Origin of the sequence: Spirillospora sp. NPDC052269, assembly GCF_040679435.1 — a bacterium.
Lineage (GTDB): Bacteria > Actinomycetota > Actinomycetes > Streptosporangiales > Streptosporangiaceae > Spirillospora.
In genome coordinates this window covers 434,291-459,140 of the sequence record NZ_JBFAUU010000001.1, presented here as the reverse complement: position 1 = coordinate 459,140, position 24,850 = coordinate 434,291, and the positions used below count along the sequence as shown (strand labels likewise).

At 72.4% G+C, this 24,850-nt stretch carries 21 protein-coding genes; 12 read left to right on the top strand and 9 right to left on the bottom strand.

Going from position 1 to position 24,850, the window contains the following annotated elements; genetic code table 11:
- The first annotated feature begins 48 nt into the window (after nt 1-48).
- The gene (locus AB0L06_RS02215) at nt 49-762 is read left to right on the top strand and encodes a cupin domain-containing protein (RefSeq protein WP_500229057.1); all 714 of its coding nucleotides are present in this window, start codon (nt 49-51) and stop codon (nt 760-762) included.
- Between the two features lie 92 nt (nt 763-854).
- Here the strand turns inward: AB0L06_RS02215 and AB0L06_RS02210 are convergent, their stop codons facing one another.
- From AB0L06_RS02210 to AB0L06_RS02195, 4 genes are read right to left on the bottom strand one after another with little or no spacing between them, the layout of a single operon-like run.
- Nucleotides 855-1,463, bottom strand: coding sequence for a GTP-binding protein (locus AB0L06_RS02210; RefSeq protein WP_026413760.1), 609 nt, complete (start codon nt 1,461-1,463; stop codon nt 855-857).
- The gene (locus tag AB0L06_RS02205; protein WP_500229056.1) at nt 1,444-2,022 is read right to left on the bottom strand and encodes a DUF742 domain-containing protein; all 579 of its coding nucleotides are present in this window, start codon (nt 2,020-2,022) and stop codon (nt 1,444-1,446) included. The genes AB0L06_RS02210 and AB0L06_RS02205 overlap by 20 nt, the downstream gene beginning before the upstream one ends.
- A 2-nt stretch (nt 2,023-2,024) precedes the next feature.
- Nucleotides 2,025-2,465 carry a roadblock/LC7 domain-containing protein gene (locus tag AB0L06_RS02200; protein WP_500229055.1) on the bottom strand — a complete coding sequence of 147 codons (441 nt, stop codon included), beginning with the start codon at nt 2,463-2,465 and terminating at the stop codon, nt 2,025-2,027.
- Nucleotides 2,462-5,359 carry a sensor histidine kinase gene (locus AB0L06_RS02195; RefSeq protein ID WP_500229054.1) on the bottom strand — a complete coding sequence of 966 codons (2,898 nt, stop codon included), beginning with the start codon at nt 5,357-5,359 and terminating at the stop codon, nt 2,462-2,464. The genes AB0L06_RS02200 and AB0L06_RS02195 overlap by 4 nt, the downstream gene beginning before the upstream one ends.
- 239 nt (nt 5,360-5,598) lie before the next feature.
- Here AB0L06_RS02195 and AB0L06_RS02190 point away from each other — a divergent pair, with 239 nt between their 5' ends.
- On the top strand, nt 5,599-6,444 hold the full coding sequence (locus AB0L06_RS02190) for a sirohydrochlorin chelatase (RefSeq protein WP_500229053.1): 846 nt from the start codon (nt 5,599-5,601) through the stop codon (nt 6,442-6,444).
- 54 nt (nt 6,445-6,498) lie between these two features.
- Here the strand turns inward: AB0L06_RS02190 and AB0L06_RS02185 are convergent, their stop codons facing one another.
- The gene (locus AB0L06_RS02185; RefSeq protein WP_500229052.1) at nt 6,499-7,296 is read right to left on the bottom strand and encodes an enoyl-CoA hydratase/isomerase family protein; all 798 of its coding nucleotides are present in this window, start codon (nt 7,294-7,296) and stop codon (nt 6,499-6,501) included.
- Between the two features lie 4 nt (nt 7,297-7,300).
- A complete protein-coding gene (locus AB0L06_RS02180) occupies nt 7,301-8,203 on the bottom strand; it encodes an SDR family oxidoreductase (protein ID WP_500229051.1) in 903 nt (300 codons plus the stop codon).
- A 309-nt stretch (nt 8,204-8,512) separates the two neighbouring features.
- Between AB0L06_RS02180 and AB0L06_RS02175 the strand changes: the two genes are divergently transcribed.
- A complete protein-coding gene (locus AB0L06_RS02175) occupies nt 8,513-9,589 on the top strand; it encodes an NAD(P)H-dependent amine dehydrogenase family protein (RefSeq protein WP_500229050.1) in 1,077 nt (358 codons plus the stop codon).
- Between the two features lie 86 nt (nt 9,590-9,675).
- Here AB0L06_RS02175 and AB0L06_RS02170 read toward each other — a convergent pair whose 3' ends face one another.
- A complete protein-coding gene (locus AB0L06_RS02170) occupies nt 9,676-10,344 on the bottom strand; it encodes a DedA family protein (protein WP_500229049.1) in 669 nt (222 codons plus the stop codon).
- 158 nt (nt 10,345-10,502) lie between these two features.
- Here AB0L06_RS02170 and AB0L06_RS02165 point away from each other — a divergent pair, with 158 nt between their 5' ends.
- From AB0L06_RS02165 to AB0L06_RS02125, 9 genes are all read left to right on the top strand, one after another.
- The gene (locus tag AB0L06_RS02165) at nt 10,503-11,522 is read left to right on the top strand and encodes a glutathione S-transferase family protein (protein WP_500229048.1); all 1,020 of its coding nucleotides are present in this window, start codon (nt 10,503-10,505) and stop codon (nt 11,520-11,522) included.
- Nucleotides 11,523-11,684: 162 nt separating this feature from the next.
- Nucleotides 11,685-12,356 (top strand): AIM24 family protein, encoded by a 672-nt coding sequence (locus tag AB0L06_RS02160; protein WP_500229047.1) that lies wholly within the window; start codon nt 11,685-11,687, stop codon nt 12,354-12,356.
- A 312-nt stretch (nt 12,357-12,668) separates the two neighbouring features.
- Nucleotides 12,669-16,334, top strand: a complete 3,666-nt coding sequence (locus AB0L06_RS02155; RefSeq protein ID WP_500229046.1) for a multifunctional oxoglutarate decarboxylase/oxoglutarate dehydrogenase thiamine pyrophosphate-binding subunit/dihydrolipoyllysine-residue succinyltransferase subunit — start codon at nt 12,669-12,671, stop codon at nt 16,332-16,334.
- Between the two features lie 73 nt (nt 16,335-16,407).
- Complete coding sequence (locus tag AB0L06_RS02150) at nt 16,408-16,596, top strand: DUF6104 family protein (RefSeq protein WP_026413770.1); 189 nt, start codon at nt 16,408-16,410, stop codon at nt 16,594-16,596.
- A gap of 138 nt (nt 16,597-16,734) precedes the next feature.
- Nucleotides 16,735-17,541, top strand: a complete 807-nt coding sequence (locus tag AB0L06_RS02145) for a DUF4097 family beta strand repeat-containing protein (RefSeq protein ID WP_500229045.1) — start codon at nt 16,735-16,737, stop codon at nt 17,539-17,541.
- A gap of 10 nt (nt 17,542-17,551) precedes the next feature.
- Nucleotides 17,552-18,349: a PadR family transcriptional regulator gene (locus AB0L06_RS02140; RefSeq protein WP_500229044.1), complete on the top strand. Its 798-nt coding sequence runs from the start codon at nt 17,552-17,554 to the stop codon at nt 18,347-18,349.
- Nucleotides 18,350-18,533: 184 nt separating this feature from the next.
- Entirely contained in the window at nt 18,534-18,908 is a 375-nt protein-coding gene (locus tag AB0L06_RS02135; protein ID WP_500229043.1) for a type II toxin-antitoxin system RelE/ParE family toxin, read from the top strand.
- Entirely contained in the window at nt 18,905-19,240 is a 336-nt protein-coding gene (locus AB0L06_RS02130; protein WP_500229042.1) for a helix-turn-helix domain-containing protein, read from the top strand. The genes AB0L06_RS02135 and AB0L06_RS02130 overlap by 4 nt, the downstream gene beginning before the upstream one ends.
- 112 nt (nt 19,241-19,352) lie before the next feature.
- Nucleotides 19,353-20,456, top strand: a complete 1,104-nt coding sequence (locus AB0L06_RS02125; RefSeq protein WP_500229041.1) for a methyltransferase — start codon at nt 19,353-19,355, stop codon at nt 20,454-20,456.
- A 6-nt stretch (nt 20,457-20,462) separates the two neighbouring features.
- Here AB0L06_RS02125 and AB0L06_RS02120 read toward each other — a convergent pair whose 3' ends face one another.
- Both AB0L06_RS02120 and AB0L06_RS02115 read right to left on the bottom strand, forming a co-directional pair.
- Nucleotides 20,463-21,431 carry a zinc-binding dehydrogenase gene (locus tag AB0L06_RS02120; protein ID WP_500229040.1) on the bottom strand — a complete coding sequence of 323 codons (969 nt, stop codon included), beginning with the start codon at nt 21,429-21,431 and terminating at the stop codon, nt 20,463-20,465.
- A gap of 22 nt (nt 21,432-21,453) precedes the next feature.
- The gene (locus tag AB0L06_RS02115; RefSeq protein WP_500229039.1) at nt 21,454-24,681 is read right to left on the bottom strand and encodes an NACHT domain-containing protein; all 3,228 of its coding nucleotides are present in this window, start codon (nt 24,679-24,681) and stop codon (nt 21,454-21,456) included.
- Nucleotides 24,682-24,850 lie beyond the last annotated feature (169 nt).

The following is a 24,850-nucleotide window of genomic DNA, read 5'->3' as shown; positions in this document are numbered from 1 at the left end:
ATGGGGTGTTGATCGGTCCGGCGGGCCGCTCCCGGTTACAGTCGACACGTGCTGCTGCTGACGACGCTCGACGCGTGGAACGGACGTTCGGGGGCCCGGTTCGTCCTTGCGGACCACGGCGCGGTGTGGGGGCCGGACGTCCCCGACGGCGCCGACCCCACCGACCTGCTCGCGGTCGCCGACACCGCGTTCGCCCCCGCGGACGGCCAGGTGGTGGCGGTCGAACTCGACCCCGTCCCGGCCTCCGGCCCGCCGCGCGGCGTGGTGGACGCGTCGTCCGCACGCCAGATCCGCTACCTGCGGCGCGGCCCGGACGGACGGCACACCGCGCTCCTCGTCCGGCCCTCCACAGCCGCGGCCCTCGACCTGCTGCCGCATCCCGAGGGCGGCTGGTACCGGCAGACCTGGCGGACGGCACCCGAGTTCGTCCCGGACGGCTACACCGGCCCGCGCGCGAGCGCGACCGGCATCTACTTCCTGCTGCCGCCCGGCGAGGAGTCGATGTGGCACGCCGTCCGCTCGGACGAGGTGTGGCTGTGGCACTCCGGCGGGCCGCTCCACCTGATCCTCGGCGGGGACGGCGCCCGGCCGTCCGTCCAGACCGAGACGACCGTGCTCGGCCCGGACATCACCGGCGGCCAGGTGCCGCAGGCGATCGTCCCGGCGGGGCACTGGCAGGCGGCCCGTCCGTCCGGGGACACCGAGGTGCTGGTCAGCTGCGTCGTCTCCCCCGGCTTCGACTTCGCCGACTTCAGCACCTGAACCGGCGCCCGAAGGGGCTGCAGGGCACGGCCGTCAGGGCAGGGGCCCGCCGCCCCGCGCGCGAGGAGCGCGCGGGGCGGGAACGAGCGGGGTCAGCGGGTGAGGGCGCCCGGGTCGCGGCGGACCATCGACCGCATGATGTGCTCGACCAGCGTGATGAGCACCTGCTTGGCCGACTCGCGGTCGCGCACGTCGCAGCTGATCACGGGGATGTCGGGCGACAGGTCCAGGGCGTCCCGGACCTGGTCGGCGGTGTGCAGGCCGGAGCCGTCGAACTGGTTCACGCCGATGATGAACGGCAGCCCGCGCCGCTCGAAGTAGTCGACCGACGGGAAGCAGTCGGCGAGCCGGCGGGTGTCCACCAGCACGACCGCGCCGAGCGCGCCCTTGGCGAGCTCGTCCCACATGAACCAGAACCGGTCCTGGCCGGGCGTGCCGAACACGAACAGGACCAGGCCGTTCGGCAGCGTGATGCGGCCGAAGTCCATCGCCACCGTCGTGGTCGTCTTGCCCGCCACGGCCGAGGTGTCGTCGATCCCGATGCTGCGTTCGGTCAGCGCCTCCTCGGTGCGCAGCGGCCGGATCTCGCTGACCGCGCTCACCAGGGTGGTCTTGCCGACGCCGAAGCCCCCGGCGACCAGGATCTTGACGGTCAGCGCCGAATCGCCCTGCGGGGAAGGATCAGAGCGCACGGATTCCATCAATCACTTCCTTGAGTACGCGCTCGCCGGGGAACTGGGCCACCGGTGCGGGCCGGCGGACCCGGACCAGCGAGCGGTCGAGCAGGTCGCCGAGGAGGACCCGGACGACCCCGAGGGGGAGTTCAAGGTCCGACGCTATCTCGACGACCGACAACGGAGTGCGGCAAAGAGACAAGATCATCTCATGTTCCGGGTCGAGGGCGGCCTCGCGCCCGCCCCGGTGCAGGCCGTGGACATGACCGGGATCCTCCGGTTCGTCCGCGGTCTCGATGAGCGCGACCATGTCCAGGTCGTGGCCGTCGTACTGGGTGCGGCCACCGGTCAGCGCGTACGGCCGGACGACCGGTCCGGCCGCCTCGTCGTACCAGCCCTCGCCGCCCTGCGACGGCGCGGGCGGAGGGCCGGGCGGGCCGGACGTCCCGCCGGGCTCGGCGGCCGCGCCGGACGCGGCCGCCTCATCGGCGTCGAGGGCGGCGGCGGACCGCTCCCCCTCGTCCGCGAACGCGTCGTCCACGGGCCCGTCCGCACCGGGCCCGGGCGGCTGCTCGGGGACTGCCATGGCTAGGCGCCGCCCTGCTGACCGGCCGGGACGGCCGAGCGCGGGTCGGCCGACAGGTGCTGGCCCACCCGGGTCACCAGCATCGCCATCTCGTAGGCGATGACGCCGAGGTCGGCCCCGGCGTCCGCCAGGACGGCCAGGCACGCGCCGTGCCCGGCCGCCGAGATGATGAGGAACGAGTTCTCCATCTCCACGATGGTCTGCCGGACGGCCCCGCCGCCGAAGGTCTCCCCCGCGCCGCGGGCGAGGCTCTGGAAGCTCGCCGCGACCGCCGACATGTGCTCGGAGTCCTCCCGCGCGAGCCCGCTGGACGCCGCCATGCGCAGCCCGTCGCTGGACAGCACCACCGCGTTCTGGACCTGCGGAACGCGCTGCACCAGGTTGTCGAGCAGCCAGTTCAGCTCGCCTGCCGCCGCTCCACCGGCCTTGTGGGCTTGTGTCATCGGGTTTCGTCCTCCTGGTCGGGTGGAGTGGTGGTCGGGTCCGGGGAGCCTGTGGGAGCGGCGGGTGAGTTCGCGTCCTCACGTCCTGCGGCGGGTGGGTGCGCCGCGTCGGGGGGCTGCGCCGCGCGGGACGCGGCGGGGTCGGTCCGCGGCGGGCCGGCCGCGGGCCCGGCGTCGCCGCCGGACGCGCCGTCCCGCGGCCTGCCGGCGGACGGAGCGGTGCCGAACGGAGGCGTGTCGGTGCCCTCCGCGCGGCCGCGCTGCCAGCCCGCCTGCATCGCCGAGAACATCGAGCGCAGCGACTCGGGCGAGCGGTCGCCGTCGCCCGCGCCGGGCGGCACGGGGGCGGCGAACGGGCCGGACGCCCCCGGTTCCGGGACGTCGGCCTGAATCGGCAGCGGACCGGTCGTCGCCGCGTCCAGGTCGCCGGGCGCGACATGCGGCTCGGCGGGATAGCCGCCGTCCGGCGCATCCGGGCGCGGACGCGCGGACCGGCTCTGCGAGGAGAGACGCGAGTCCACGCGGTCGCGCAGCTGCGGGGCCAGGTGCGTCTGCCGCCTGCGCCGGGGCAGTCCGTTCGGGCCGGTCTCCGTGGGGTCTCCCGAGCCGTCCGCGTCACCGGACGAGCCGGTCACGGCCATGTCCTTCACCGTGCGCGCCGGGTCGCCGACCTTCCTCGACAGGCCGTTCGCACCGTTCGAACCGTTCGCGCTGTCCGGACGGACCGACGCGGTCGGGTCGAGGCTCTTGCGGCGGCGGCGCGGCAGGCCGTCCGGCCCGATCTCCGGCTCCGGGCGCGCCTCGGGCGCTCGGGACGGCCCTGGACCGTCGCCGTCCGCCGCGGGCTCGGCGACCAGCCGGACCGCCGGGGCGACCGCGACGCGCGTGCCCGCCGCGACGGTTCCGTCCGAGAGCGGGGCCGCGGTCATCGAGCCCGTCGGACGGCGCAGGACCGAGACCGGCTCGGGGTTCTCGACGAGCAGCGCGTCCGGCAGCAGCGCGATCGCGGTCGTGCCGCCGTACGGGGACGGCCGCAGCGTGACCTTGATGTCGTGCCGCACGGCGAGCCGTCCGACGATCGCCAGGCCGAGCCGGGCGCTGTCGGCGGGGTCGAAGTCCGGCGGGTCGGTCAGCCGGGAGTTGGCGTCGGCGAGCGCCGCCTCGTCCATGCCGAGACCGCGGTCCTCCACCTCGACGGCCAGGCCGTGCCCGACCCGGTGGCCGGTGACCAGCACGGGCGCGCCGGGCGGGGAGAACGCGGTGGCGTTCTCGACGATCTCGGCGAGCAGGTGCACCACGTCGGTGACGGCGGAGCCGACCACCGACAGCCGAGGCAGCGGCTGCACGCGGACCCGCGGGTAGTCCTCCACCTCGGCGACGGCGCCGCGCACCACGTCCACGAGCGGGACGGGGTTGCGCCAGCCGCGTCCGGCGTGCTTGCCCGCGAGGATGACCAGGCCCTCGGCGTGCCGCCGCATGCGGGTGGCGAGGTGGTCGAGCTTGAACAGGTCGGCGAGCTCGGCCGGGTCCTCGGTGCGCCGCTCGAGCGTGTCGAGCAGGCCGAGCTGCCGGTGCAGCAGCGCCTGGTTGCGGCGGGCGAGGTTGACGAACACCTCGTTGACGCCGCGCCGCGCGGCCAGCTCGCCCGCCGCGGCCGTGAGGACGGCGTCGCGGGTGCGGACGAACGCGCGCGAGATGCGCCGGATCTCCAGGATCCGGTAGTCCCGATTCTCCTCGCCGCCGAGCGCGTCGGCGAGGTCGAACGGCTTGCCGTGGCGGGCGGCGTCGGCGAGCACCGGCAGCCGGTTGCGCGCGAAGTCGCCCACCTGGGACGCCAGCCGCCGGCACTCCTCGACCAGCCGCCGGGCGACCCGCCAGGCGATCAGCGACGACGTCACGATCGCGACGAGGCCGAGCCCGCCGGCGACGCCGAGCTGGAGGAACACCTTCATCCCGATGCCGCGCGCACTCTGGATGATGTGGTCGAGCACCTGGTTCTCGAACTTGTACAACCGGTCCCGCATGATCTCGGACGCGGACCGCCAGGAGTCCTCGTCCACCGGCGGGACACCGCGGCGAAGCCGGTTCCCGGACGGCGAGAGGTTCTGGACGACCTGGTCCTCCATCGCGCGGAGCTGGACCATCGTCGGCGTCTGCTCGATCTGGGCCCACTCGGCGCGGTCCACGCGGGTCAGCATCGGCGCGGTGTCGGCGTACAGGGTGCGCTGGGCGCCGCTCAGCCGCGCGAACTCGGCGCGCTCGGCGACGGTGACCCGGCCCGCGGCCAGGGCCCCGGCGAGCAGGGCGTCCTCGCGGGACAGGTACTCATGGGCGCGGGCCAGGGCGGTGAGCGTGCGGGCGTCCACGGCGAGCGTGCCGTCGCCGCTCGGGGTCCCGTTGTTGTAGACGGAGAAGCCCGAGTCGACGATCGCGGCGAACTGGGTGAGGATGCCCGGGCGCTGCAGGCCGCCGGTGTCGATCGCGCGGCGGATGTTCGGGAGGTCGCGCGTCTTGGCGGCGAGCGCGTCCATCGCCTTCAGCTCGTCGGCGCCGACCGTGCCGCGCAGGTCCTTGTCGCGCGCGCCGTCCCGGACGATCGCCGCGGCGGCGTCGGTGTGGTCCCGCTGCGCCGCCAGGTCGACCTTGTACCGCGTCCCGTGCGAACCGACGTAGACCTCGGTGAGACGGCGCTCCTTCTGCAGTTCCACGATGAGCCGCTGCGTGGGCAGCAGCCACTTGTTCTGGAAGTCGCCTCCTTGCAGGAGGCTGTTGGCACTGCCGAAGAGAACCGTCGTGACGAACGCCCAGAGGGCGACCAGGGACACGAGCGGCACCAGGGCCAGCACGGCGATCCTCGTCCGAATCGAGGAGAACCGCCGTCGTTTAGACGACATCTGCGGGATTACCTCCCGATGCGTATTGTGCGGGGGTCTGCGGAGCCTACTATGCGCTGGATCACGGCGCGCCGCCCCGTCCGCGATCTGTTCGTGACCGGCCTGTTGTCCACCCCACCGGACCGCCGTTGTCGAGGGGGTTGTCCAGGTAACGACGGAGGCCCGCGACCCCCGCCGAACCGGGGCCACTCCGACACCGTGAGTTCCGGAGCGCAACCGACGGCGTTACGATTCCCGCCGTGACTCCCGAAAGCCAGGCATCCGAGGCACTTCCGTCGCGCCGATCCCGAGCCCTGCGCGGCGGACGGCACCGCGGAGACGAATCCTTCCTTCTCCCCCCGGGCTCGCCCGCGCTCATCCTGGCCGTACCGGGACCGGCGAGCGGCCAGGCCGGAGCGGTCGCGGCCGAGCTCGCGCGGGCCGTCGAGCTGGAGAACACCGGCCAGCCGGCCGTGGTCGCGAGCCTCGGCGGCGGCCCGGACGGGCTCGGCGCGGTGCTGTCCCGGCTCGCCCCGAGCCGTCCGGACGAGCCCGCCGCGGTGGTGGTCCCGCTGGTCACCGGCCCGGATCCGGCCATCATGAGCGTGGTGGCCGCCGCCGTCGCCACCGCGCCGGTCCCGGTGGTGGCCGCCGACCCGCTCGGCCCGCACCCGCTGATCGCCGAGGGGCTGCACGACCGGCTCGCCGAGTCGGGCCTCGCCCGCGCCGACCGGATCCGGATGATGACCATGGTCACCGAGGCCGGCGGCGTCGTGGTCGCGCCGCCCGGCGACGAGTCCGCGGTGCGCCAGGCCGAGATCACCAGCGTGCTGCTCGCGTCGCGGCTCGCCTGCCCGGTCTTCACCGCGTCCCTGGACGACGAGGTCTCGCTGCGCGCCGCCGCCGAGCGGCTCCGCGCGTCCGGCGTCCGCAACGTGGCGCTCGCGCCGCACCTGATCGGCCCCGAGGTCTCCGCCGACCGCATCACCCGCGCGGCCGCGGCCGTCGGCGGCACCGCCGCCGCCCCGCTCGGCGCGCACCCCGCCCTCGCCCGCCTCGCCGCGCTGCGTTACGCGGAAGCCCTGGCAGCCGCCCTTGCGGGCTAACGGAGCACTCAACGACGATGCCGGTGTCCATGGACACCGGCATCGTCGTTTCGCTCACTGGTCCCTGAAGTCGGGCGGACGCCTCTCCAGCGCGGCCGTCATGCCCTCCACCAGGTCCCTGGTGAAGAACGCGAGGGTCTGGACGCTGGTCTCGGCCTGAAGATGCCGCCGCAGGCCGGGGGCGTCCAGGGACGCGTTCAGGAGTTCCTTCGTCCGGCGCAGGCCGTACGGGGACTTGGCCAGCAGCCGGTCGGCCAGGGCGTGCGCCTCGGCCAGGTCGCCGCCCTCGGCGGCGCGCCGGGTGACCAGGCCCAGCGCGTCCGCGGCGTCCACGTCGAGGCGTTCGGCCAGGTAGGCGAGCTCGGCCGCCTTCGCCGGGCCGACCAGGCGCGGCAGCAGCCAGGACAAGCCGCAGTCGCCCGCGGACAGGCCGAGATCGGTGAACGGGACGACGAACCGCGTCGTCGGGTCGGCGACGCGCAGATCGCACGCGAGCGCCCAGGACACGCCCATGCCCGCGACCGGGCCGTGCAGGGCCGCGATCACGGGCTGCGGGATCTCGCGCAGCCGCGCGGTGACCTCGCCGCCGCGCGCGATGGCGCCGTAGAGCCGCTGGACGCGTCCCTGCCCGGACGCGTCGCCAGGGTCGCCGCCCTGCAGGTCCATGCCGGAGCAGAACCCGCGGCCGTCGCCGGTGAGGACGACGACCCGGGTGTCCGCGTCGGCCATGAGCCCGTTGAGGACGTCCAGCATCTCCTCGGTCAGCTCGGCGGTGACCGCGTTCAGCCGCTCGGGACGGGACAGGGCCACGGTGAGCACCCCGTCCCGCCGGTCGAGCCTCAGCGAGCCCATCGGGTCAGGAGGAGAGTTGCTGGATCAGCGGCCCCATCTGCTCGCCCACGTTGCGCGGGACGGTGAACGGCTCGGCCGCGTTGATCGCCGCCCAGTTGTCCCGGACGGACTCGACGGTCATGGCGTCCGAGGTGCCCCAGCCCGCGCCCTCGGCGACCAGGATCTTGGCGATCCGGCCGCCGCCGACCGTGTAGACCTCGCCCGAGTCCGGGTTGGACTCGTGCGCCAGGTACGCCACGAGCGGGGTGACCTTGTCGACGCCGAGGCGGTCCGCGAAGTCGGCGGGCAGCAGGTCCTCGGTCATCCGGGTCCACGCGACCGGGGCGATCGCGTTGGCCTTGATGTCGTACTTGGCGCCCTCGTGCGCGAGCGTCTTGGTGAAGCCGACCAGGCCCATCTTGGCGGTGGAGTAGTTCGCCTGGCCGAAGTTGCCGAACAGGCCCGCCGGGGACGAGGTGTTGACGATCCGGCCGTGGCCGTTCTCGCGCAGGTGCGGCCACGCGGCCTTGGTGACCAGGAACGAGCCGCGCAGGTGGACGGCGATGACCGCGTCCCACTCCTCGACGCTCATGTTCTTGAACGACTTGTCGCGCAGGATGCCCGCGTTGTTGACGACGATGTCGAGCTTGCCGAACGTGTCGAGGGCCGTCCGGACGATGGCCTCCGCGCCCTCGGGCGTCGCGACGTTGTCGGGGCTGGCGACGGCCTCGCCGCCGTTCTTGGTGATCTCGTCCACGACCTCCTGCGCCGGGCCGGCCGAGGCGCCCACGCCGGAGCGGTCCCCGCCCAGGTCGTTGACGACGACCTTCGCGCCGCGCGCGGCCAGCTCCAGCGCGTGCTGGCGGCCCAGTCCGTGCCCGGCGCCCGTCACGATCGCGACGCGCCCGTCATAGCGCAGTTCCGTCATCCGGTTCTCCTCACCTCGCTGCGGCTGCTACTCCCAGGTAATCACCCTGGGCGGTTACTGGATACCATCCGACCGAATCCCGCTCGGCTTCGGGGTGGCCTCCCCCGCGCCCCGCCCGCGGCCCTTTTGTGACCCGCCCGCGGCATGCCCGCGGCCCTTCTGCGGGTCCGCCTGCGGCCCGTCTGTGACTCCGCTGGGAAATCCGCCCAACCAGCCCACGTCACGGGGTATCCCGCGTAGTCTCCTCTGCTTCGGATCTCCGGCGTACCACCCCGAAGCACCCCTACCCGGCGAGTACGGAGGACAGGCATGACCGACCTTCCCGGCGACCGTCCGCTCCGCGTCATCCAGTGGGCGACCGGCGCGCTCGGACGCAGCGCCATCCGGGCCGTGCTGGAGCGCCCGGACCTGGAGCTCGCCGGGGTGCGGGTGTTCGACCCCGCCAAGGACGGCATCGACGCGGGCACGCTCGCCGGACGGGGCCCGACCGGGGTGGCCGCCACCCTGTCCACCGAGGCGCTCCTCGACCTGGAAGCCGACTGCGTCGTCTACGCGCCGGCCCCCGGCGGCGAGCCGTTCGCCGACCTGGACACCGTGCACGCGCTGCTGGCGTCCGGGAAGAACGTCATCGCGACCACCGGCTACGTCTACCCGCGGGCGCACGGGCAGGGCCTGGTGGACGCGCTGGAGGACTCGTGCGCGCGCGGCGGGTCGTCCCTGCACGGCTGCGGCGTCAATCCCGGCTTCATGTCGGACGTGATGCCGCTGCTGCTGTCCCGGCTGTCGCGGCAGGTCACGCACGTGTTCGTCCGCGAGTGCTCGGACTTCACCGGGCACCCGTCCCCGCGGATGCTGCGCGACCTGGTCGGCCTCGGCCGGACCGAGGACGAGTTCGGCGCGTTCCTGCGGCGGGCCCGCCCGGCCATGCGGACCACCTTCGGCGAGAGCCTGCACCTGGTCGCCGCCGGGCTCGGCCTCGCCCCGCCCGAGGTCGACACCGACGTCGCCTACCGGGTCGCCGCCGAGGACGTCGAGGCCGCCGCCGGGACCGTCCGCGCGGGCACGGTCGCGGCCGTCCGCTGGACGTTCAGCGCGATGGTCGGCGGACGCCCCGTCATCGGCCTGGAGACCGTCTACAAGGTCGGCCCGGACGTCGCGCCCGAGTGGGGACGTCCCGGCTACTCGGTGCGGGTCGAGGGCCGCCCGTCGATCACCCTCACCACCGGCGAGGACTGGGTCACCAACGGCATCGCCGCCGCGGCCGCCCATGCCGTGAACGCCGTCCCGGTCGTCTGCGCCGCGCCGACCGGCGTCCGCACCTTCCTGGACCTGCCGCCGATCTTCGGCCGCGCCTCCGTCCACCACATGGCCGACGTCCACCCGTAGAGCGCGAAGCCCGCCCGCGGGCCGCATGGCGGCCGCCGGGCGGGCTCAGGTCGCGGGCCGGGGCGCGATCAGCCCTGGACGGCCTCCTAGCCCTGGACGGCCTCCTGCTCCGCCTGCTCGTGCTCGAGGCGGGCGGCGGCCTCCTCGGTCTCCTCACGCTTCTTCTTGCGGAAGTGCCAGACCACCAGGGCGACGACCGCGACCACCGCGACGCCGATCGCCAGGCCCTGCCCCGCGAGCTTGGCGACGTGCTCGAACGCGGTCCCGGCGAAGTAGCCGCCGAGCGTGAACGTGCTCACCCAGACGACGCCGCCGATGAAGTTGAACAGCAGGAACTTCGGGTACGGCATCTTCGAGAGGCCTACCAGCGCGGGCATCAGCGCGCGCAGCAGCGCGGTGAAGCGGCCGATGATCACGGCCAGCCCGCCGCGCCTGCGGATCATCTCCTGGGTCTTGGACACCTTGCCCTCGTGCCGGACCATGACCCTGGTCGTGAGCAGCCGCGGGCCGAGTTTCCGCCCGATCTCGTACCCGACCGAGTCGCCGGTCACCGCCGCGACGATCGCGATCACCAGGAGCAGCGGCAGCGACAGCTTGTGCTGGCTGGCCAGGATGCCGCCGACCACGATCGCGGTCTCACCCGGCAGGACGAAGCCGAAGAACAGCGCGGCCTCGGCGAACACCAACGCCGCGATCATCAGATAGATGAGCGCGGGCGGCAGGCCGTCCGTCAAGGCGTTGAAGTTCTCGAGCATCCCGTCCCCCGCGGCAGGAGCCCCGCGCGATTCGCGGGGCGGTACGTCGTCATCGTAGTCAGCGGCCCGGTACCACCGGATCCCTCTGAAGTCGCAGGAGAAAGCCCTACTTTGGATGGGTCCGGGAAAGAATTCCGTCCACGGGAAGGACCACGGACATGAGCGCGCACGAGAAGACTCAGGGCGAGGCGCCGGAGAAGGCCCGGGAGAAGGCGCGGGGAACGGCGTCCGGGGGCGCCGTCCAGATGACCTCGGACGTCCCGAAGGAGATGAAGGCCGGACGGTTCGTCCGGCAGGCCAACCGGTTCACCGGAAGGATCACCGCGGACGGCTCGAGCCCCTATCCCGCCGAGGCCGGGCGCTACCGGCTGCTGGTGTCCCACGCCTGCCCGTGGGCGCACCGGAGCATGATCGTCCGCCGCCTGCTGGGCCTGGAGGACGTGATCACGCTCGGCGTGGTGGACCCGATCCGGGACGAGCGCGGCTGGCGCTTCCCCGAGCCCGACCCGGTGACCGGGGCGACCTTCCTGTCCGAGCTGTACCTGGCCACCGACCCCGAGTTCACCGGCGACCGGTACACCGTGCCCTGTGTCTGGGACACCACGACCGGACGCCTGGTGACCAACGACTTCCCGGACATCACGACCATGTTCGAGACCGAGTTCGGCGCCTACCAGCGGCCGGACGCCCCGGACCTCTACCCCGAGAGGCTGCGCCCGGAGATCGACGAGCTGAACGAGCTCGTCTACACGACCGTCAACAACGGCGTCTACAAGGCCGGGATCGCCACCCAGCAGGAGGCCTACGAGGAGGCCGTGGACGCCCTGTTCACCACGCTCGACGGCCTGGAGGAGCGCCTGGCCGACCGGCGCTACCTGGTCGGGGACCGGCTGACCGAGGCCGACGTCCGGCTCTATCCGACCCTCGCCCGCTTCGACGCCGTCTACCACGGCCACTTCAAGTGCAACCTGCGGCGGCTGGTCAACTACCCCAACCTCTGGGGATACGCCCGAGACCTGTACTCCAGGCCTGAGTTCTCCGAAACGACGGACTTCGACCAGATCAAACGGCACTATTACATGACGCACAAGTTCATCAATCCGTCCGGGGTCGTCCCGAAAGGTCCGATCGTCGACTGGACGGCGCCGCACGACCGCGCCCGGCTCGGTCCCGCGTGAGCGATTCACCCGATTCCATTTAAACACCTGCTTAAACGTTGATATGAAACGTTCAGGGAGTGTTCAGGTTGGATCGGTAGGGTGGCTGGCTTTCAGGGACGCACCCCGCGCGTCGGCCACCCGAACAGGCCCGATCCGGGCCCGAAAGGTCTCCCACAGAAAATGCGCAGCCCCTTCTTCAACAACATGGACCAGGGCGAGCCCGTTCCCGGTCACTTCGCGCTCCAGAACTCCAAGATGCTCCGCGTCCACCTCAACGGCGACGTCATCGCCCGCCAGGGCGCGATGGTGGCGTTCCAGGGCCAGATGGACTTCGAGTACCAGGGCGCGGGCGGGGTCGGCAAGTTCCTCAAGAAGGCGCTCACCGGCGAGGGTGCGCCGCTGATGCGCGCGAAGGGGCAGGGCCTGCTCTTCCTGGCGCACAACGCCGAGGACGTCCACCTGTTCTACCTGGAGAACGAGCAGCTCACCGTGAACGGGGCCAACATCCTGGCCTACGACGCGCACATGCAGACCGACATCAAGAAGGTCCAGGGCGCGGGCGTCATGTCCGGCGGCCTGTTCAACACCACGATCGGCGGCACCGGCTGGGTCGCGGTCCACACCCACGGCGCCCCGGTCATGCTGGACGCCGGGCGGGCCCCGACGTTCGCCGACGGCGACGCGGCCGTGGCCTGGAGCACCAGCCTCCAAGTCGGCATCAACCGCACCATGAAGGCCGGCGCCCTGATCGGCCGGGGCAGCGGCGAGGCCATGCAGATGGCCTTCCAGGGCCAGGGCTTCGTGCTCGTCCAGTCGAGCGAGGGCCCGACCATCCCCGAGCACAGCCACTGATCCACCCGGACACGGTCCGTCAAGGCGCCGATCCACCCGAACGACCGGCCCGTCCGGACGCCGATCCCGCCCGCGAGGGCCCGGAGAGGCGCCGGACGGGCCATTTCCATGAGACGGTCGCCACATCCGCGCCCCGTCCGTTCGCCGGATGTGGCGTACGTCGCCGATTCAACCCCCGAGATTTGGGCAAAATCTACGGTTTTGGCCCTTGAGCGTTCGGGGTAGCCGGGCGCTGGCATGGTGGGGGCCCAAGTGCGAGTAGCCTTGACTCGTCTCAGAACTCACGAGCTGCGGAAGAGGGCGATCTCCGCCGTGTCGACAGAGTCAGCGCAATCCAGTGCCGACCCCAAGACCACAGACTTCGGTGCCAACGAATGGCTGGTCGACGAGCTGTACCAGAAGTACCTCGAAGACCCCAACTCCGTTGACGAGGCGTGGTGGAACTTCTTCGCGGATTACCAGCCGGGTTCCCGGCCGGCCGCGACTCCCCCGATGACCACGGCCCCGGCCGCCGGCGTGCCCGCGGCACCGCCGACGACGGCCCCGGCGCCGAAGCCCCCGGCCAGCGCTGACGCCAAGAAGGCGGCCAAGCCCGCCGGCCCGCCCGTCCCCGCGGGCGAGCAGGAGAAGCTGCGCGGAGTGGCGGCGCGCACGGCGCAGAACATGGACCTGAGCCTGTCGGTTCCGACGGCCACGTCCGTGCGCGCGGTGCCCGCCAAGCTGTTGATCGACAACCGCATCGTCATCAACAACCACCTGAAGCGCGGGCGCGGCGGCAAGGTCTCGTTCACCCACCTCATCGGGTTCGCCATTGTCAGGGCGATGGCCGCGATGCCGGAGATGAACCACGCCTACGCCGAGGTCGACGGCAAGCCGACCCTGGTCAAGCCGGAGCACGTGAACTTCGGCCTGGCGATCGACCTGCGGAAGCCGGACGGCTCCCGCCAGCTGGTCGTCCCGTCCGTCAAGGCGGCCGAGACCCTCGACTTCCGCCAGTTCTGGGCGGCCTACGAGGAGATCGTCCGCAAGGCGCGCGGCAACAAGCTGACGCTGGAGGACTTCCAGGGCACCACGATCTCCCTGACCAACCCGGGCACCATCGGCACGGTCCACTCCGTGCCGCGGCTGATGCCCGGCCAGGGCACGATCATCGGCGTCGGGGCCATGGAGTACCCGGCCGAGTTCTCCGGCGCGTCCGAGGAGACCCTCGCGCGCATGGGGATCAGCAAGGTCATGACGCTGACCTCGACGTACGACCACCGGATCATCCAGGGCGCGCAGTCCGGCGACTTCCTCCGCCGGATCAACCAGCTGCTCCTGGGCGAGGACGGCTTCTACGACGAGATCTTCGCCGCGCTGCGCATCCCGTACGAGCCGGTGCGCTGGGTCAAGGACATCTCGGCCACGCACGAGGAGGACGTCGCCAAGGTCGCGCGCGTCCACGAGCTGATCCACGCCTACCGGGTCCGCGGCCACCTCATGGCCGACACCGACCCGCTGGAGTACACGCAGCGCCGCCACCCCGACCTCGACATCCTCCAGCACGGCCTCACCCTGTGGGACCTGGAGCGCGAGTTCGCGACCGGCGGGTTCGGCGGCAAGCCGACCATGAAGCTGCGCGACATCCTCGGCGTGCTGCGCATGGCCTACTGCCGGACGATCGGCATCGAGTACATGCACATCCAGGACCCCGAGGAGCGCGCCTGGATCCAGGCCCGCGTCGAGGTCCCGCACGACAAGCCGAACCGCGAAGAGCAGCTGCACATCCTGCGGCGGCTGAACAGCGCCGAGGCCTTCGAGACGTTCCTGCAGACCAAGTACGTTGGGCAGAAGCGGTTCTCGCTCGAGGGCGGCGAGTCGCTGATCCCGCTGCTCGACTCGGTGATCTCCGCCGCGGCGACCGACTCGCTGGACGAGGTCGTCGTCGGCATGGCGCACCGCGGCCGGCTGAACGTGCTCGCCAACATCATCGGCAAGTCCTACGGGCAGATCTTCGGCGAGTTCGAGGGCAACCTCGACCCGCGGTCGGCCCAGGGCTCCGGCGACGTCAAGTACCACCTGGGCGCGCAGGGCGACTTCACCGGCGCCGACGGCTCCACCATCCACACCGAGCTGGTCGCCAACCCGTCCCACCTGGAGACGGTCGACCCGGTGCTGGAGGGCGTCGTCCGCGCCAAGCAGGACCTGCTGGACGTCGGCGAGGCCGGCTTCACGATCCTGCCGGTCCTCATCCACGGCGACGCCGCGTTCGCCGGCCAGGGCGTGGTCGCCGAGACCCTGAACCTGTCCCAGCTGCGCGGCTACCGCACCGGCGGCACCGTGCACGTGGTGGTCAACAACCAGGTCGGCTTCACCACCGCGCCGGAGTACTCGCGGTCCAGCGTGTACGCCACCGACGTGGCCCGGATGATCCAGGCGCCGATCTTCCACGTGAACGGCGACGACCCCGAGGCGTGCGCCCGGGTGGCGAGGCTCGCGTTCGAGTACCGCCAGACGTTCAAGAAGGACGTCGTCATCGACATGATCTGCTACCGGCGCCGGGGCCACAACGAGTCGGACAACCCCTCGTTCACCCAGCCGCTGATGTACGACCTGATCGACGCCAAGCGCTCGGTGCGCAAGCTCTACACCGAGGCCCTGATCGGCCGCGGCGACATCACGGTCGAGGAGGCCGAGGCGGCGCTGCGCGACTACCAGGAGCAGCTGGAGCGCGCGTTCACCGAGACCCGCGAGGCGGCCAAGAAGCCGCTCGAGCCGGGTGCGGTCGTCAAGCCGGACGTCGAGGAGATCATCCCGATCGACCACGCCGCCGCCGGCTCGGCGATCAGCGCCGAGACGGTCAAGCGGCTGATCACCTCCCAGGTGAGCCTGCCGGAGGGCTTCTCGGTGCACCCGCGCCTGCAGCCGATCCTGCAGCGCCGCGTGCAGTCGGTCGACGACAACGCGATCGACTGGGCGACCGGCGAGCTGATGGCCTTCGGCTCCCTGCTCATCGACGGCCACCCGGTCCGCCTCGTCGGCCAGGACTCCCGCCGCGGCACCTTCGGCCAGCGGCACGCGGTGCTGGTGGACCGCAAGACCGGCGACGAGTACACGCCGCTCAAGCAGTTCGGCCAGGGCACCTCGAAGTTCTACGCGCACGACTCGCTGCTCAGCGAGTACGCGGCCATGGGCTTCGAGTACGGCTACTCCATGACCCGCCCGAACGCGCTGGTCGCGTGGGAGGCCCAGTTCGGCGACTTCGCCAACGGCGCCCAGTCGATCGTGGACGAGTACATCTCGTCCGGCGAGCAGAAGTGGGGGCAGCGCTCCAGCGTCGTCCTGCTGCTGCCGCACGGCTACGAGGGCCAGGGGCCGGACCACTCGTCCGCGCGCATCGAGCGCTACCTGCAGATGTGCGCGCAGGACAACATGACGGTGGTCTACCCGACCACCCCGGCGAACTACTTCCACCTGCTGCGCTGGCAGGTGCTGTCCGGCCGGGGCAAGCCGCTCATCGTGTTCACGCCGAAGTCGCTGCTGCGGCTGAAGGCCGCCACGTCCCCGGTGACCGACCTCACCGAGGGCGCGTTCCAGCCGGTCATCCCGGAGGTCAACACCGGGATCGACCCGAAGGGCGTCAAGCGGGTCCTGCTCACCACGGGCAAGATCTACTACGACGTGGTGGCGCAGCGCGACAAGCTGGGCCGCACCGACACGGCGGTCGTCCGGGTCGAGCGGCTGTACCCGGCGCCGGCCGAGGAGATCAAGGCCGAGCTCGCCAAGTACCCGGCGGGCGTCGAGGTGGTCTTCGTGCAGGACGAGGCGGCGAACATGGGCGCCTGGCCGTTCATGGCGCTGAAGCTGCCGCACCTGATCGACGGGCTGAAGATGAAGCGGGTCTCGCGCCCGGCGTCGTCCTCCCCGGCGGTCGGCTCGGCCAAGCTGCACCAGGCCGAGCAGGAGGCGCTGCTCGGCCGGCTGTTCGGCGACAAGTAGCGAGAAGACGGCACGAAGGAGGGGGTCCCGGCGCGGTGCGCCGGGACCCCCTCCCGTGTCGGGACGGAGGATCATGTACTTCACCGATCGGGGCATCGAGGAACTGGCGGAGCGGCGCGGCGAGGAGTCGGTGAGCTTCCACTGGCTGGCCGAGCGGCTGCGCGAGTTCGTGGACCTGAACCCCGAGTTCGAGACGCCGGTCGAGCGCCTGGCCACCTGGATGGCCCGGCTGGACGATGACGACGACCTCGACGACGAGTGACCCGGGAGCGCCGCCCCGCGGCCCGTTCCCGGGTGCGCTCCCGGCCCGGCGGAAAACGCGATACATCTTGACTTTCCGCTGACGCGACATATCGTGTTGTGCCGTAGGGTGGTCACTCGGACGGAGGGTTGAGACGCGATGTCGCGGTGGACGATCGACGAACCGGCCACGATGGAGTTCGACGGGGTGGTGGCGCTGCGCGTCACGCTGATCGCGGGCAGCGTCTCGGTGGTCGCCGGAGGTGGCCGCCCGTCGGTGCACGTGTCCGGCGTCGAGGGGCCGCCGCTGCAGATCGCGCACGACGCCGGGATGCTGGCGATCACGCACGAGAAGCTGATCGAGGGCGTGCTGAGCTGGCTGCGGACGCAGAAGGCGAGCGCGGTCGTCACCGTGACCGTCCCGCCGGACTGCCCGGTCAGCCTCACCCTGGTCTCGGCCGAGGCCGTGGTCACCGGCGTCACGGCCAAGACCACCGTCCGCACGGCCACCGGCGGCGTGACGCTGCACGACGTGATCGGCGACATCGAGGTGAACACGGTCGGCGGGAACGTCGAGGCGCAGGGCCTGGACGGCCGGGTCACGTTCGTCTCGGCGTCCGGCGAGCTGGCCCTCGCGGGCGGCTCGGTCGACCGCCTGTCCGCCCGCTCGATCAGCGGCCGGATCTCCGCCGACGTCGACCTGCCCGGCGACGGCCGGGCCGAGATCCAGACCGTGTCGGCCGACGTGGCCGTCCGGCTGCCCGAGCACGCCTCGACCCGGGTCCAGCTCAACTCCGGAACCGGACGCGTCGAGGCGTCCTTCCCGGACCTCGCCCGCAAGGACCGCGCCATCGTGCGCACGCTCTCGGGGAAGCTGGGCGACGGCTCGGCGAACCTCACCGTGAACACCATCTCCGGCACCGTGACGCTGCTGTCCAGGCCCGCCCACGACGCCCTGGAAGACTGAAGGAGTCGACTTGAGCCCCGTCTTCGGCCATGGCCGCCTTCGGCTGTACCTGCTCAAGCTGCTGGAGGAGTCCCCGCGGCACGGCTACGAGGTGATCCGGCTGCTCCAGGACCGGTTCCTCGGGGTGTACTCGCCGTCCCCCGGCACGATCTACCCGCGCCTGGCCCGCCTGGAGTCCGAGGGCCTGGTCAGCCACGAGGTCGTCAAGGGCAAGAAGGTCTACTCGCTCACCGACAAGGGCCGCGACGAGCTGGAGCGGCGGATGGACGAGCTGGCCGAGCTCGAGGAGGAGATCACCGCCTCCGCGCAGGAGTTCGCCCGCGAGGTGCAGCAGGACGTCCGGCAGACCGTCCGGTCGCTGCGCGAGGAGCTGACCGCCGCCGCCAAGACCATGCGCGACTCGGCGGGCACCACGTCCAAGGAGGCGTGGAAGGAGAACACCAAGCAGCAGAAAGAGGAGTGGAAGCGCCAGAAGGAGCACTGGAAGGAGGCCACCGGCCGGCAGAAGGACGAGTGGAAGCGGCAGAAGGAGTACTGGCGCGAGCAGAAGGAGGCCTGGAAGGAGGAGTGGCGTCTCAACTGGGAGGACGCGTGGCGCAACGTCACCGGCTCCCGTGACGACGTCGCCCGCCTCAAGCTGGAGCGCCTGATGCGCCGCTTCGTCGAGGACGTCCGCCGCGACGCCCAGGAGTCCTCCCTGGCCGACACCGACCTCGACGCCGCCGAAGCCCTCCTCGCCGAGACCCGCGACCGCCTCCGCGCCGACCTCTTCAAGCGCGCCCCCTCCCCCTCCCCCTCCGACGACTGACGCCCCTCCCACCGAGCCTCGGAATCCCACGATTCCGAGGCTCTCGCGCTCCCTCAGCCCCGAACAGCGCAAGCAGGCGCTCCATGAGCCCCCAAACTTCGACCATCACTCAGCGCAGTGAAACCATCACCCAGTATGGCGAAGCGCCTGCGCCCAAAGTAGAGTGTTTCCTAAACTCCGGCGCATGGAGGAGTGGGAGATCAGGGTCACGACAGAGTGGCGCCAGTGGTTCAACGACCAGGACGTACCGACCCGACAGCAGATCATTTGGTCCCTTGACCGGCTCGCCGAGGACGGGCCCGGCCTGGGCCGTCCCCTGGTGGATAGGATCACAGGCTCCCGGATCCACAACCTGAAGGAGTTGCGGCCGGGGTCGGCCGGGGACTCCGCGGTCAGGATCCTCTTCGTCTTCGACCCGTGGAGGTCGGCGATCCTGCTGGCCGGTGGGGACAAGTCGGGCGACTGGAACGCGTGGTACCGGCGGACGATCCCTCAGGCCGAGGATCTGTTCGAGCAGTACCTCACCGAGCGCCGAGCCGAGAAGGAGGGACGGGAGTGAGCGGGTTCGAGAGGTGGAGCGACCTTCGCGACGAGGCCGTGGCCGCCGCCGGGGGCGAGGAGGCGGTCGCCGAGGCGGGTAAGCGGGTCCAGGCGTACATCGACGGCCACCGGCTGGCCGAGCGCCGGAAGGCGCTCGAACTGACCCAGACCGACGTCGCCGAGCGCATGGGAGTGACCAAGGGACGCGTCTCGCAGATCGAGCGGGGCGAGGTCGCGACCGTGGAGGCCATCGCCCGCTACGTCCGGGCTCTCGGCGGCGAGTTGCAGGTCAACGCGGTCTTCGGCGATGACGTGTACATCCTGCGTGGCGCCGACCCGAGCGCAGCCTGACACCAACGCGCAGCGCACTCGGCACCTCGATCGTTCCGCTCCGCATCATGCTCCTTTTCCTAGAGTTCCTAGTTTTGAACCTAGGATACCTAGGAAAGCTGTGCGTGCAAGGATGATTGACGTGCAGTGGGCTGAGCAGGGACAAGAGCGGACGGCGCGGTGGCTTTGCGAGGGGGGCTGGCCGCCGCCCGTGGACATGGTCGTGGCCGATGACGAGTTGACCGCGGACGCGGCGCACCGGCTGGTCCGGCAGGGGACGTCGTTGCTGTGGCGCGGGGACTACCAGAACGCGCGGCAGTTGCTCAGCGCGCTCGGACGGCGGGTCAGGCGGGACGGCAAGACGCCGAAGGGCGACGCCCGGACGGTCTTCTACACCTACCGGGAGGCCAAGTCCCGGGAGGCGAGCCTGCTCGGACGGCTCCTCATCCCGCTGGACGCCGACAACGCGGTGCCGCTGCGGCGGGCGCCGGACGTCCGGCAGGCGGTCGGACGGGTGTACGAGCCGGGCGAGGAGTCCGTGATCCCGCTGCGGGAGCTGCTGGGGATCCTCGGCGCGGAGCAGTGGCGCGAACAGGGCGTCGAGGTGCCCGCGCTGGGCGGACGCATCCATCCGCACTACGGCGTGTTCGCGCCCACACGGCAGGAGTACGTCGACCTCGTCGCGCAGGCCCCGCTGCCGTCCAAGGACGTGGCGTTCGACATCGGCACCGGGACGGGCGTGCTCGCGGCCGTCCTCGCCCGCCGGGGCGTCCAGCGGGTCGTCGCGACCGACGCCGACCCGAGGGCGCTGGCGTGCGCGCGGGAGAACGTCGAGCGGCTCGGCGTCTCCGTCGAGGTCGTGGAGGCCGACCTGTTCCCGCGCGGACGCGCCGACGTCGTGGTGTGCAACCCGCCGTGGCTTCCGGGCAAGGCGGCGTCCGGGCTCGACCACGCGGTCTACGACCCGGGCAGCCGCATGCTGCACGGCTACCTGGACCGGCTCCGCGCGCACCTGCGGCCCGGCGGCGAGGGCTGGCTCGTCCTGTCCGACCTGGCCGAACACCTCGGCCTGCGGACGCGCGAGGAGCTGCTCGCCCGGTTCGACCGCGCGGGCCTGCGGGTGGCGGACCGGCTGGACGCACGGCCCGTCCACCCGCGCGCCGCCGATCCGGACGACCCGCTGCACGCCGCGCGGGCGGCCGAGGTCACCTCGCTCTGGCGGCTGGTCGGCGCGTAGAGCGCCTCAGACGGTGAAGACGATCTTGCCGAAGAGGTCGCCCTCGGCCATCGCCGCGAACCCGTCGCGCGCCTCGCGCAGCGGCAGGACGCGGTCGATCTGAGGCCGCAGCCCGGTCTTCACCAGGAACCGCGCGAGGCGTTCGAGCTGGTCGCGCCGGCCCATCGTGGACCCGACGACCGACAGCTGCAGGAAGAACACCCGGTTCAGCTCGGCCGGCGGCACCTGGCCGCTGGTCGCGCCGGACACCACGATCCGGCCGCCCGGACGCAGCGACTTCAGCGAGTGCGACCAGGTGGCCTGGCCGACGGTCTCCATCACCGCGTCCACCCGCTCGGGCAGCCGCGCGCCGGACTCGAACGCCTCGTCCGCGCCGATCTCGACCGCGCGCTTGCGCTTGGCCTCGCTGCGGCTCGTCGCGTACACCCGGTAGCCCGCCGCCGAGGCGAGCGAGATCAGCGCGGTCGCGACGCCGCCGCCCGCGCCCTGCACCAGCACGGACGCGCCGGGCTCCAGCTCGGCCTTCTCGAACAGCATCCGGTACGCGGTCAGCCACGAGGTCGGCAGGCAGGCGGCCTCCTCGAAGGACAGCCCCGCGGGCTTCGGCACCAGGTTGCGGCGCGGCACCGCGACGCGCTCGGCGAACGTCCCCGGGTAGGACTCCGAGAGCAGCGTGCGCTTCGGGTCCAGGGTCTCGTCGCCGCCGCCGCGCGCCGGGTCGCCGATCACCGAGTGGACGATGACCTCGTTGCCGTCCTCGTCCACCCCGGACGCGTCGCAGCCGAGGATCATCGGGAGCCGGTCGGCGGCGAGGCCGACGCCGCGCAGCGACCACAGGTCGTGGTGGTTGAGCGCGGTGGCCTTGACCGCGACCGTCGTCCAGCCGTCCGGGGCGTACGGTTCGGGCCGCTCGCCGAGCGTGAGGCCGTCCAGGGGATTGTCTGCATCGAGGCGCGTGGCCGTGACAGCGAACATGCCGCCACCCTAAAGGGAGCGCTTACCGGGTCGACTGGGCGGATATGTCGTTGACCGTCTTGCGGGCCAGATCCGCGCGCGTGCCGGACGTCGCGACCCGCACGTCCAGGGCCTTCCCCGCCCGGACGGCGTGCATGTCGAGCGTGTACGCCTGCCCGTCCCAGCGTTCGGCGTACCACGTGGACGCGTCGCTCCGCCGCCACGCGGCCCCCGCTGGCGGCGGGCACGAACCGGAGCACGGCCGCTGCCCGATCTCCAGCTGGAACGGCCCGGTCTTCTCCCCGCTCGGCGTGTCGCCCGGCTGCACGCAGTACCAGCGCCCGCCGTCCCGGACGCACTGCCCGAACACCGGACCGCGGAACGCGAACCCGAGGTCCTGCAACGCCCACAGCCGCGACCAGTCCCCCGTCGCCCACGTGGGCCCGGTGACGACCCGGGCCGGACGCTTCGCGTCGTACAGCCGGAACCGCTCCTCCGATGACGCGGGCAGCGGACCGGGCTGCGCGTAGCGCTTCCCCGGCTTGTAGTCGTCGGGATAGGTGGCCCGGAGCACCTGGTCGAGGACGTACATCGCCCGGTCACCCACCCGGGGATCGGGGACTTCGTTCCTGATCTCCAGGGTGTAGTCCTTCGACGTGAGGGTCGCGGCGGCCGACGCGCCCCGGGCCGTCGAGAAGGGCGTGACGCTCGGCGGGGTGTCCGGGGCCGCGTCGTTCTGGCCCTGCTGGTTGACGTCGGGCGAGCCCGGATCGGAGGTGATCGTCAAGGTGACGGTCACCTCGGGACGGAGCGGGTCGCCCTCCACGAACCTGCACTCCCCCCGTCCGCGGTCCACCTTCAACGGGGTCGCGACCAGCCCGGCGAGATGCGGCTGGAGCATGGCGCAGGCGGCGTGGTCGACATGCTCCGGCGCGTGCCGCTCGACCCAGCGCAGGGCCCCGAGGAGGTATCCGCCGTCCAGGCCCGGAAGCGCGCACAGGTACAGCATCGCCAGGCACAGCACCTGCATCGCGGCCATCGCCCGCCAGTCGGACAGCAGCCGCGGCTCGGTCAGCGGACGCGGCGGACGCCTCGCCTCCGCCACGTACCGCTCGGCGAGACGATCGCGCAGCGCGCCGTGCCGGAACCGGTACCCGCCGCCCGACTGCCGCAGCACCCCCCGCTCCCGCGCGTCCTCCAGGAACGCCATGAGGTCGTGCGGGGTCCGGCCCCGCAGCGTCAGCCACGCGTGCGCCACCCGGAACCGTCCCCAGGAGGACAGCGTGATCCCGCCCCACCAGAGGACGGCCAGGGTCAGCGCGAACGCCGCCCCGAGCGCGGCCGGGTCCAGGCCGTCCTGCCAGCGCAGCGCGAGCAGGAAGGGCGTGCCCAGCAGCAGCGGCAGCGGCCAGACCTGCTCCAGCGCGTGCTCCCAGCCGAGGGCGAGCGCGGCGCGCCGGTCCGCGCGCAGCATCCCGGGCGGCCCCGACTCCTCGGCCGGATCGGACGCGACGCTGAACCACCACGCGAACCGCCACAGCACGATCACGGCCACCAGCAGCAGCGCCGCCGCGGTGAAGCGGCCGAGCGGGCCGTCCAGCCACAAGCCGAGGCCCGCGAGCACCACCGCGACCACCGGCAGTGCGAACAGCCCGCCCGCGCCGCCGCCCGTCTCACGCCGGTTCAGCTCGTGCCGCACCTCGCGCGGCGCACGCAGCCGCATCGGCGCCATCAGCCACCGGTCGCGCGCGAGCTGCGACCAGGTCACGATGCCCAGGTAGGCGAGGATCGGGAACAGCGCCCACGCCGCCACCGACGCCGCGTGCGGGGCGAGGTCCCGGGCGATCCAGTACCGATGTGGGATCCGGTAGCCGAGCGCGCCGACGGCGAGACCCGCCGCCACCAGCGCGGACGCCGGCCCTGCCGCACGGACGACGGCCGGGACCGCCTCGTCCAGCCGCCACCACTCCAGGTCGCTCTCGTCGTTCTCGCGCAGATGCCAGGCCAGGAACCCCAGCCAGCGGCGCGCGTCCTCGACGTGCGTCTCGTCCACGTCCGCGTACGCCGCCGGGACGAACCGCTCCAGCAGCCGGTTCTCGACGCTCTCGGTGTCGGGGAGGTCGAGCAGCTCGGCGGGGTCGTCCGACGCGCGTGCGTACGCGGCGCGCGCGAGGCCGACCATCAGCGGCGACGCGAGCGCGTCCTTCACCGGCCCGCCCGCGTCCGACTCCAGCGCCGCGAGCACCGGACGCCAGCGGTCGTCGGCGTCCGGGCTGTGGTCGGCGAGCGGCAGCGACGCCGCGATCTGGCCCGCGACCAGCGGACGCAGCTCCACGACCGCCGCGCCCGCGAGCAGCATCCCGGCGTCCTCGACCGCGCCCCCGTACTCGTCCGGACGGCTCGTCAGTACCAGCGGCATCCGCGCCGAACCCTGCCGGTTCAGCTCCGCCAGCGCGGCGGCGCGCGCCTCGGCGGGGATCTCGTCCAGGCCGTCCAGGACGAGCAGGACGCGGCGGCTCTCCAGCAGCCCGGACGCCACCAGCCTGGCGTCCGCCACGGACCGTCCGATCTCCGGATGGGCGGCGACGATCCGGCGCGCCGCCCAGTGCAGCAGCGGCCGCCGGGTCGGAACCCAGCCCGCCAGCGACACCACGACCGGAACCGGACCGGCTGATCCGCCGCCCGCCAGAAGCTGCGAGGCCAGAGCGGTCGCGAACACCGACTTGCCCGCCCCGGCCGTGCCGAGGACGACCAGCCGCTCCGACGGGACGCTCCGGAACAGCCCCGCAGCCTCACCGAACTCACCGTCCCGCCGGAAGTCCCCGGCGCCCTCCGCCTGCCGGACTCCGTCCGGGACGCCCCACCGGACGGCGATCGCGCTCCGCCCGTCCGCGCCCGCCTGCTCCAGATCGCGCAGGTACCGGGTGCGAACGGCCCCGGCGAGGACCCTGGCCTGCACGGCGAGCCGGTCGTCGCTCGTCGCGTGCCGCTGCCAGCGCGCCAGCCAGAACCACCACGCGGCGATCCCGGTGACCGCCATCCCGGCCGCGACCAGGAGCACCCCGACCAGGCCGGCCCTGCCGTGCATCGTGAGCAGCCACGCCCCGAACCCCCACAGCGGCACGCCCGCCAGGAGCACCGGCACCACGGGCCGGGGCCCGGGAAGCCCGGCGTCGGGCGGCGCGATCACGTTGATCGCGCCCTCGTTCTTCCCCACCTGAACGGAGACGTTGGACGACCCGTAGTCGTTGTTGGTGTAGTGCTCCCCCACCGACCGCGGCCTCCCGTCCCTATCGGCCGTACCGGCCGTATCGGCCGCACGCGTCCCCGATCACCCGAGGGGACACTCTTCACCAGACGCCGCAGAACGGCCACCGGTTCATCGGAAACCGAGAACGGCCCGCCCCGGGTGCCGGGGCGGGCCGTTCTCGGTTCGACCG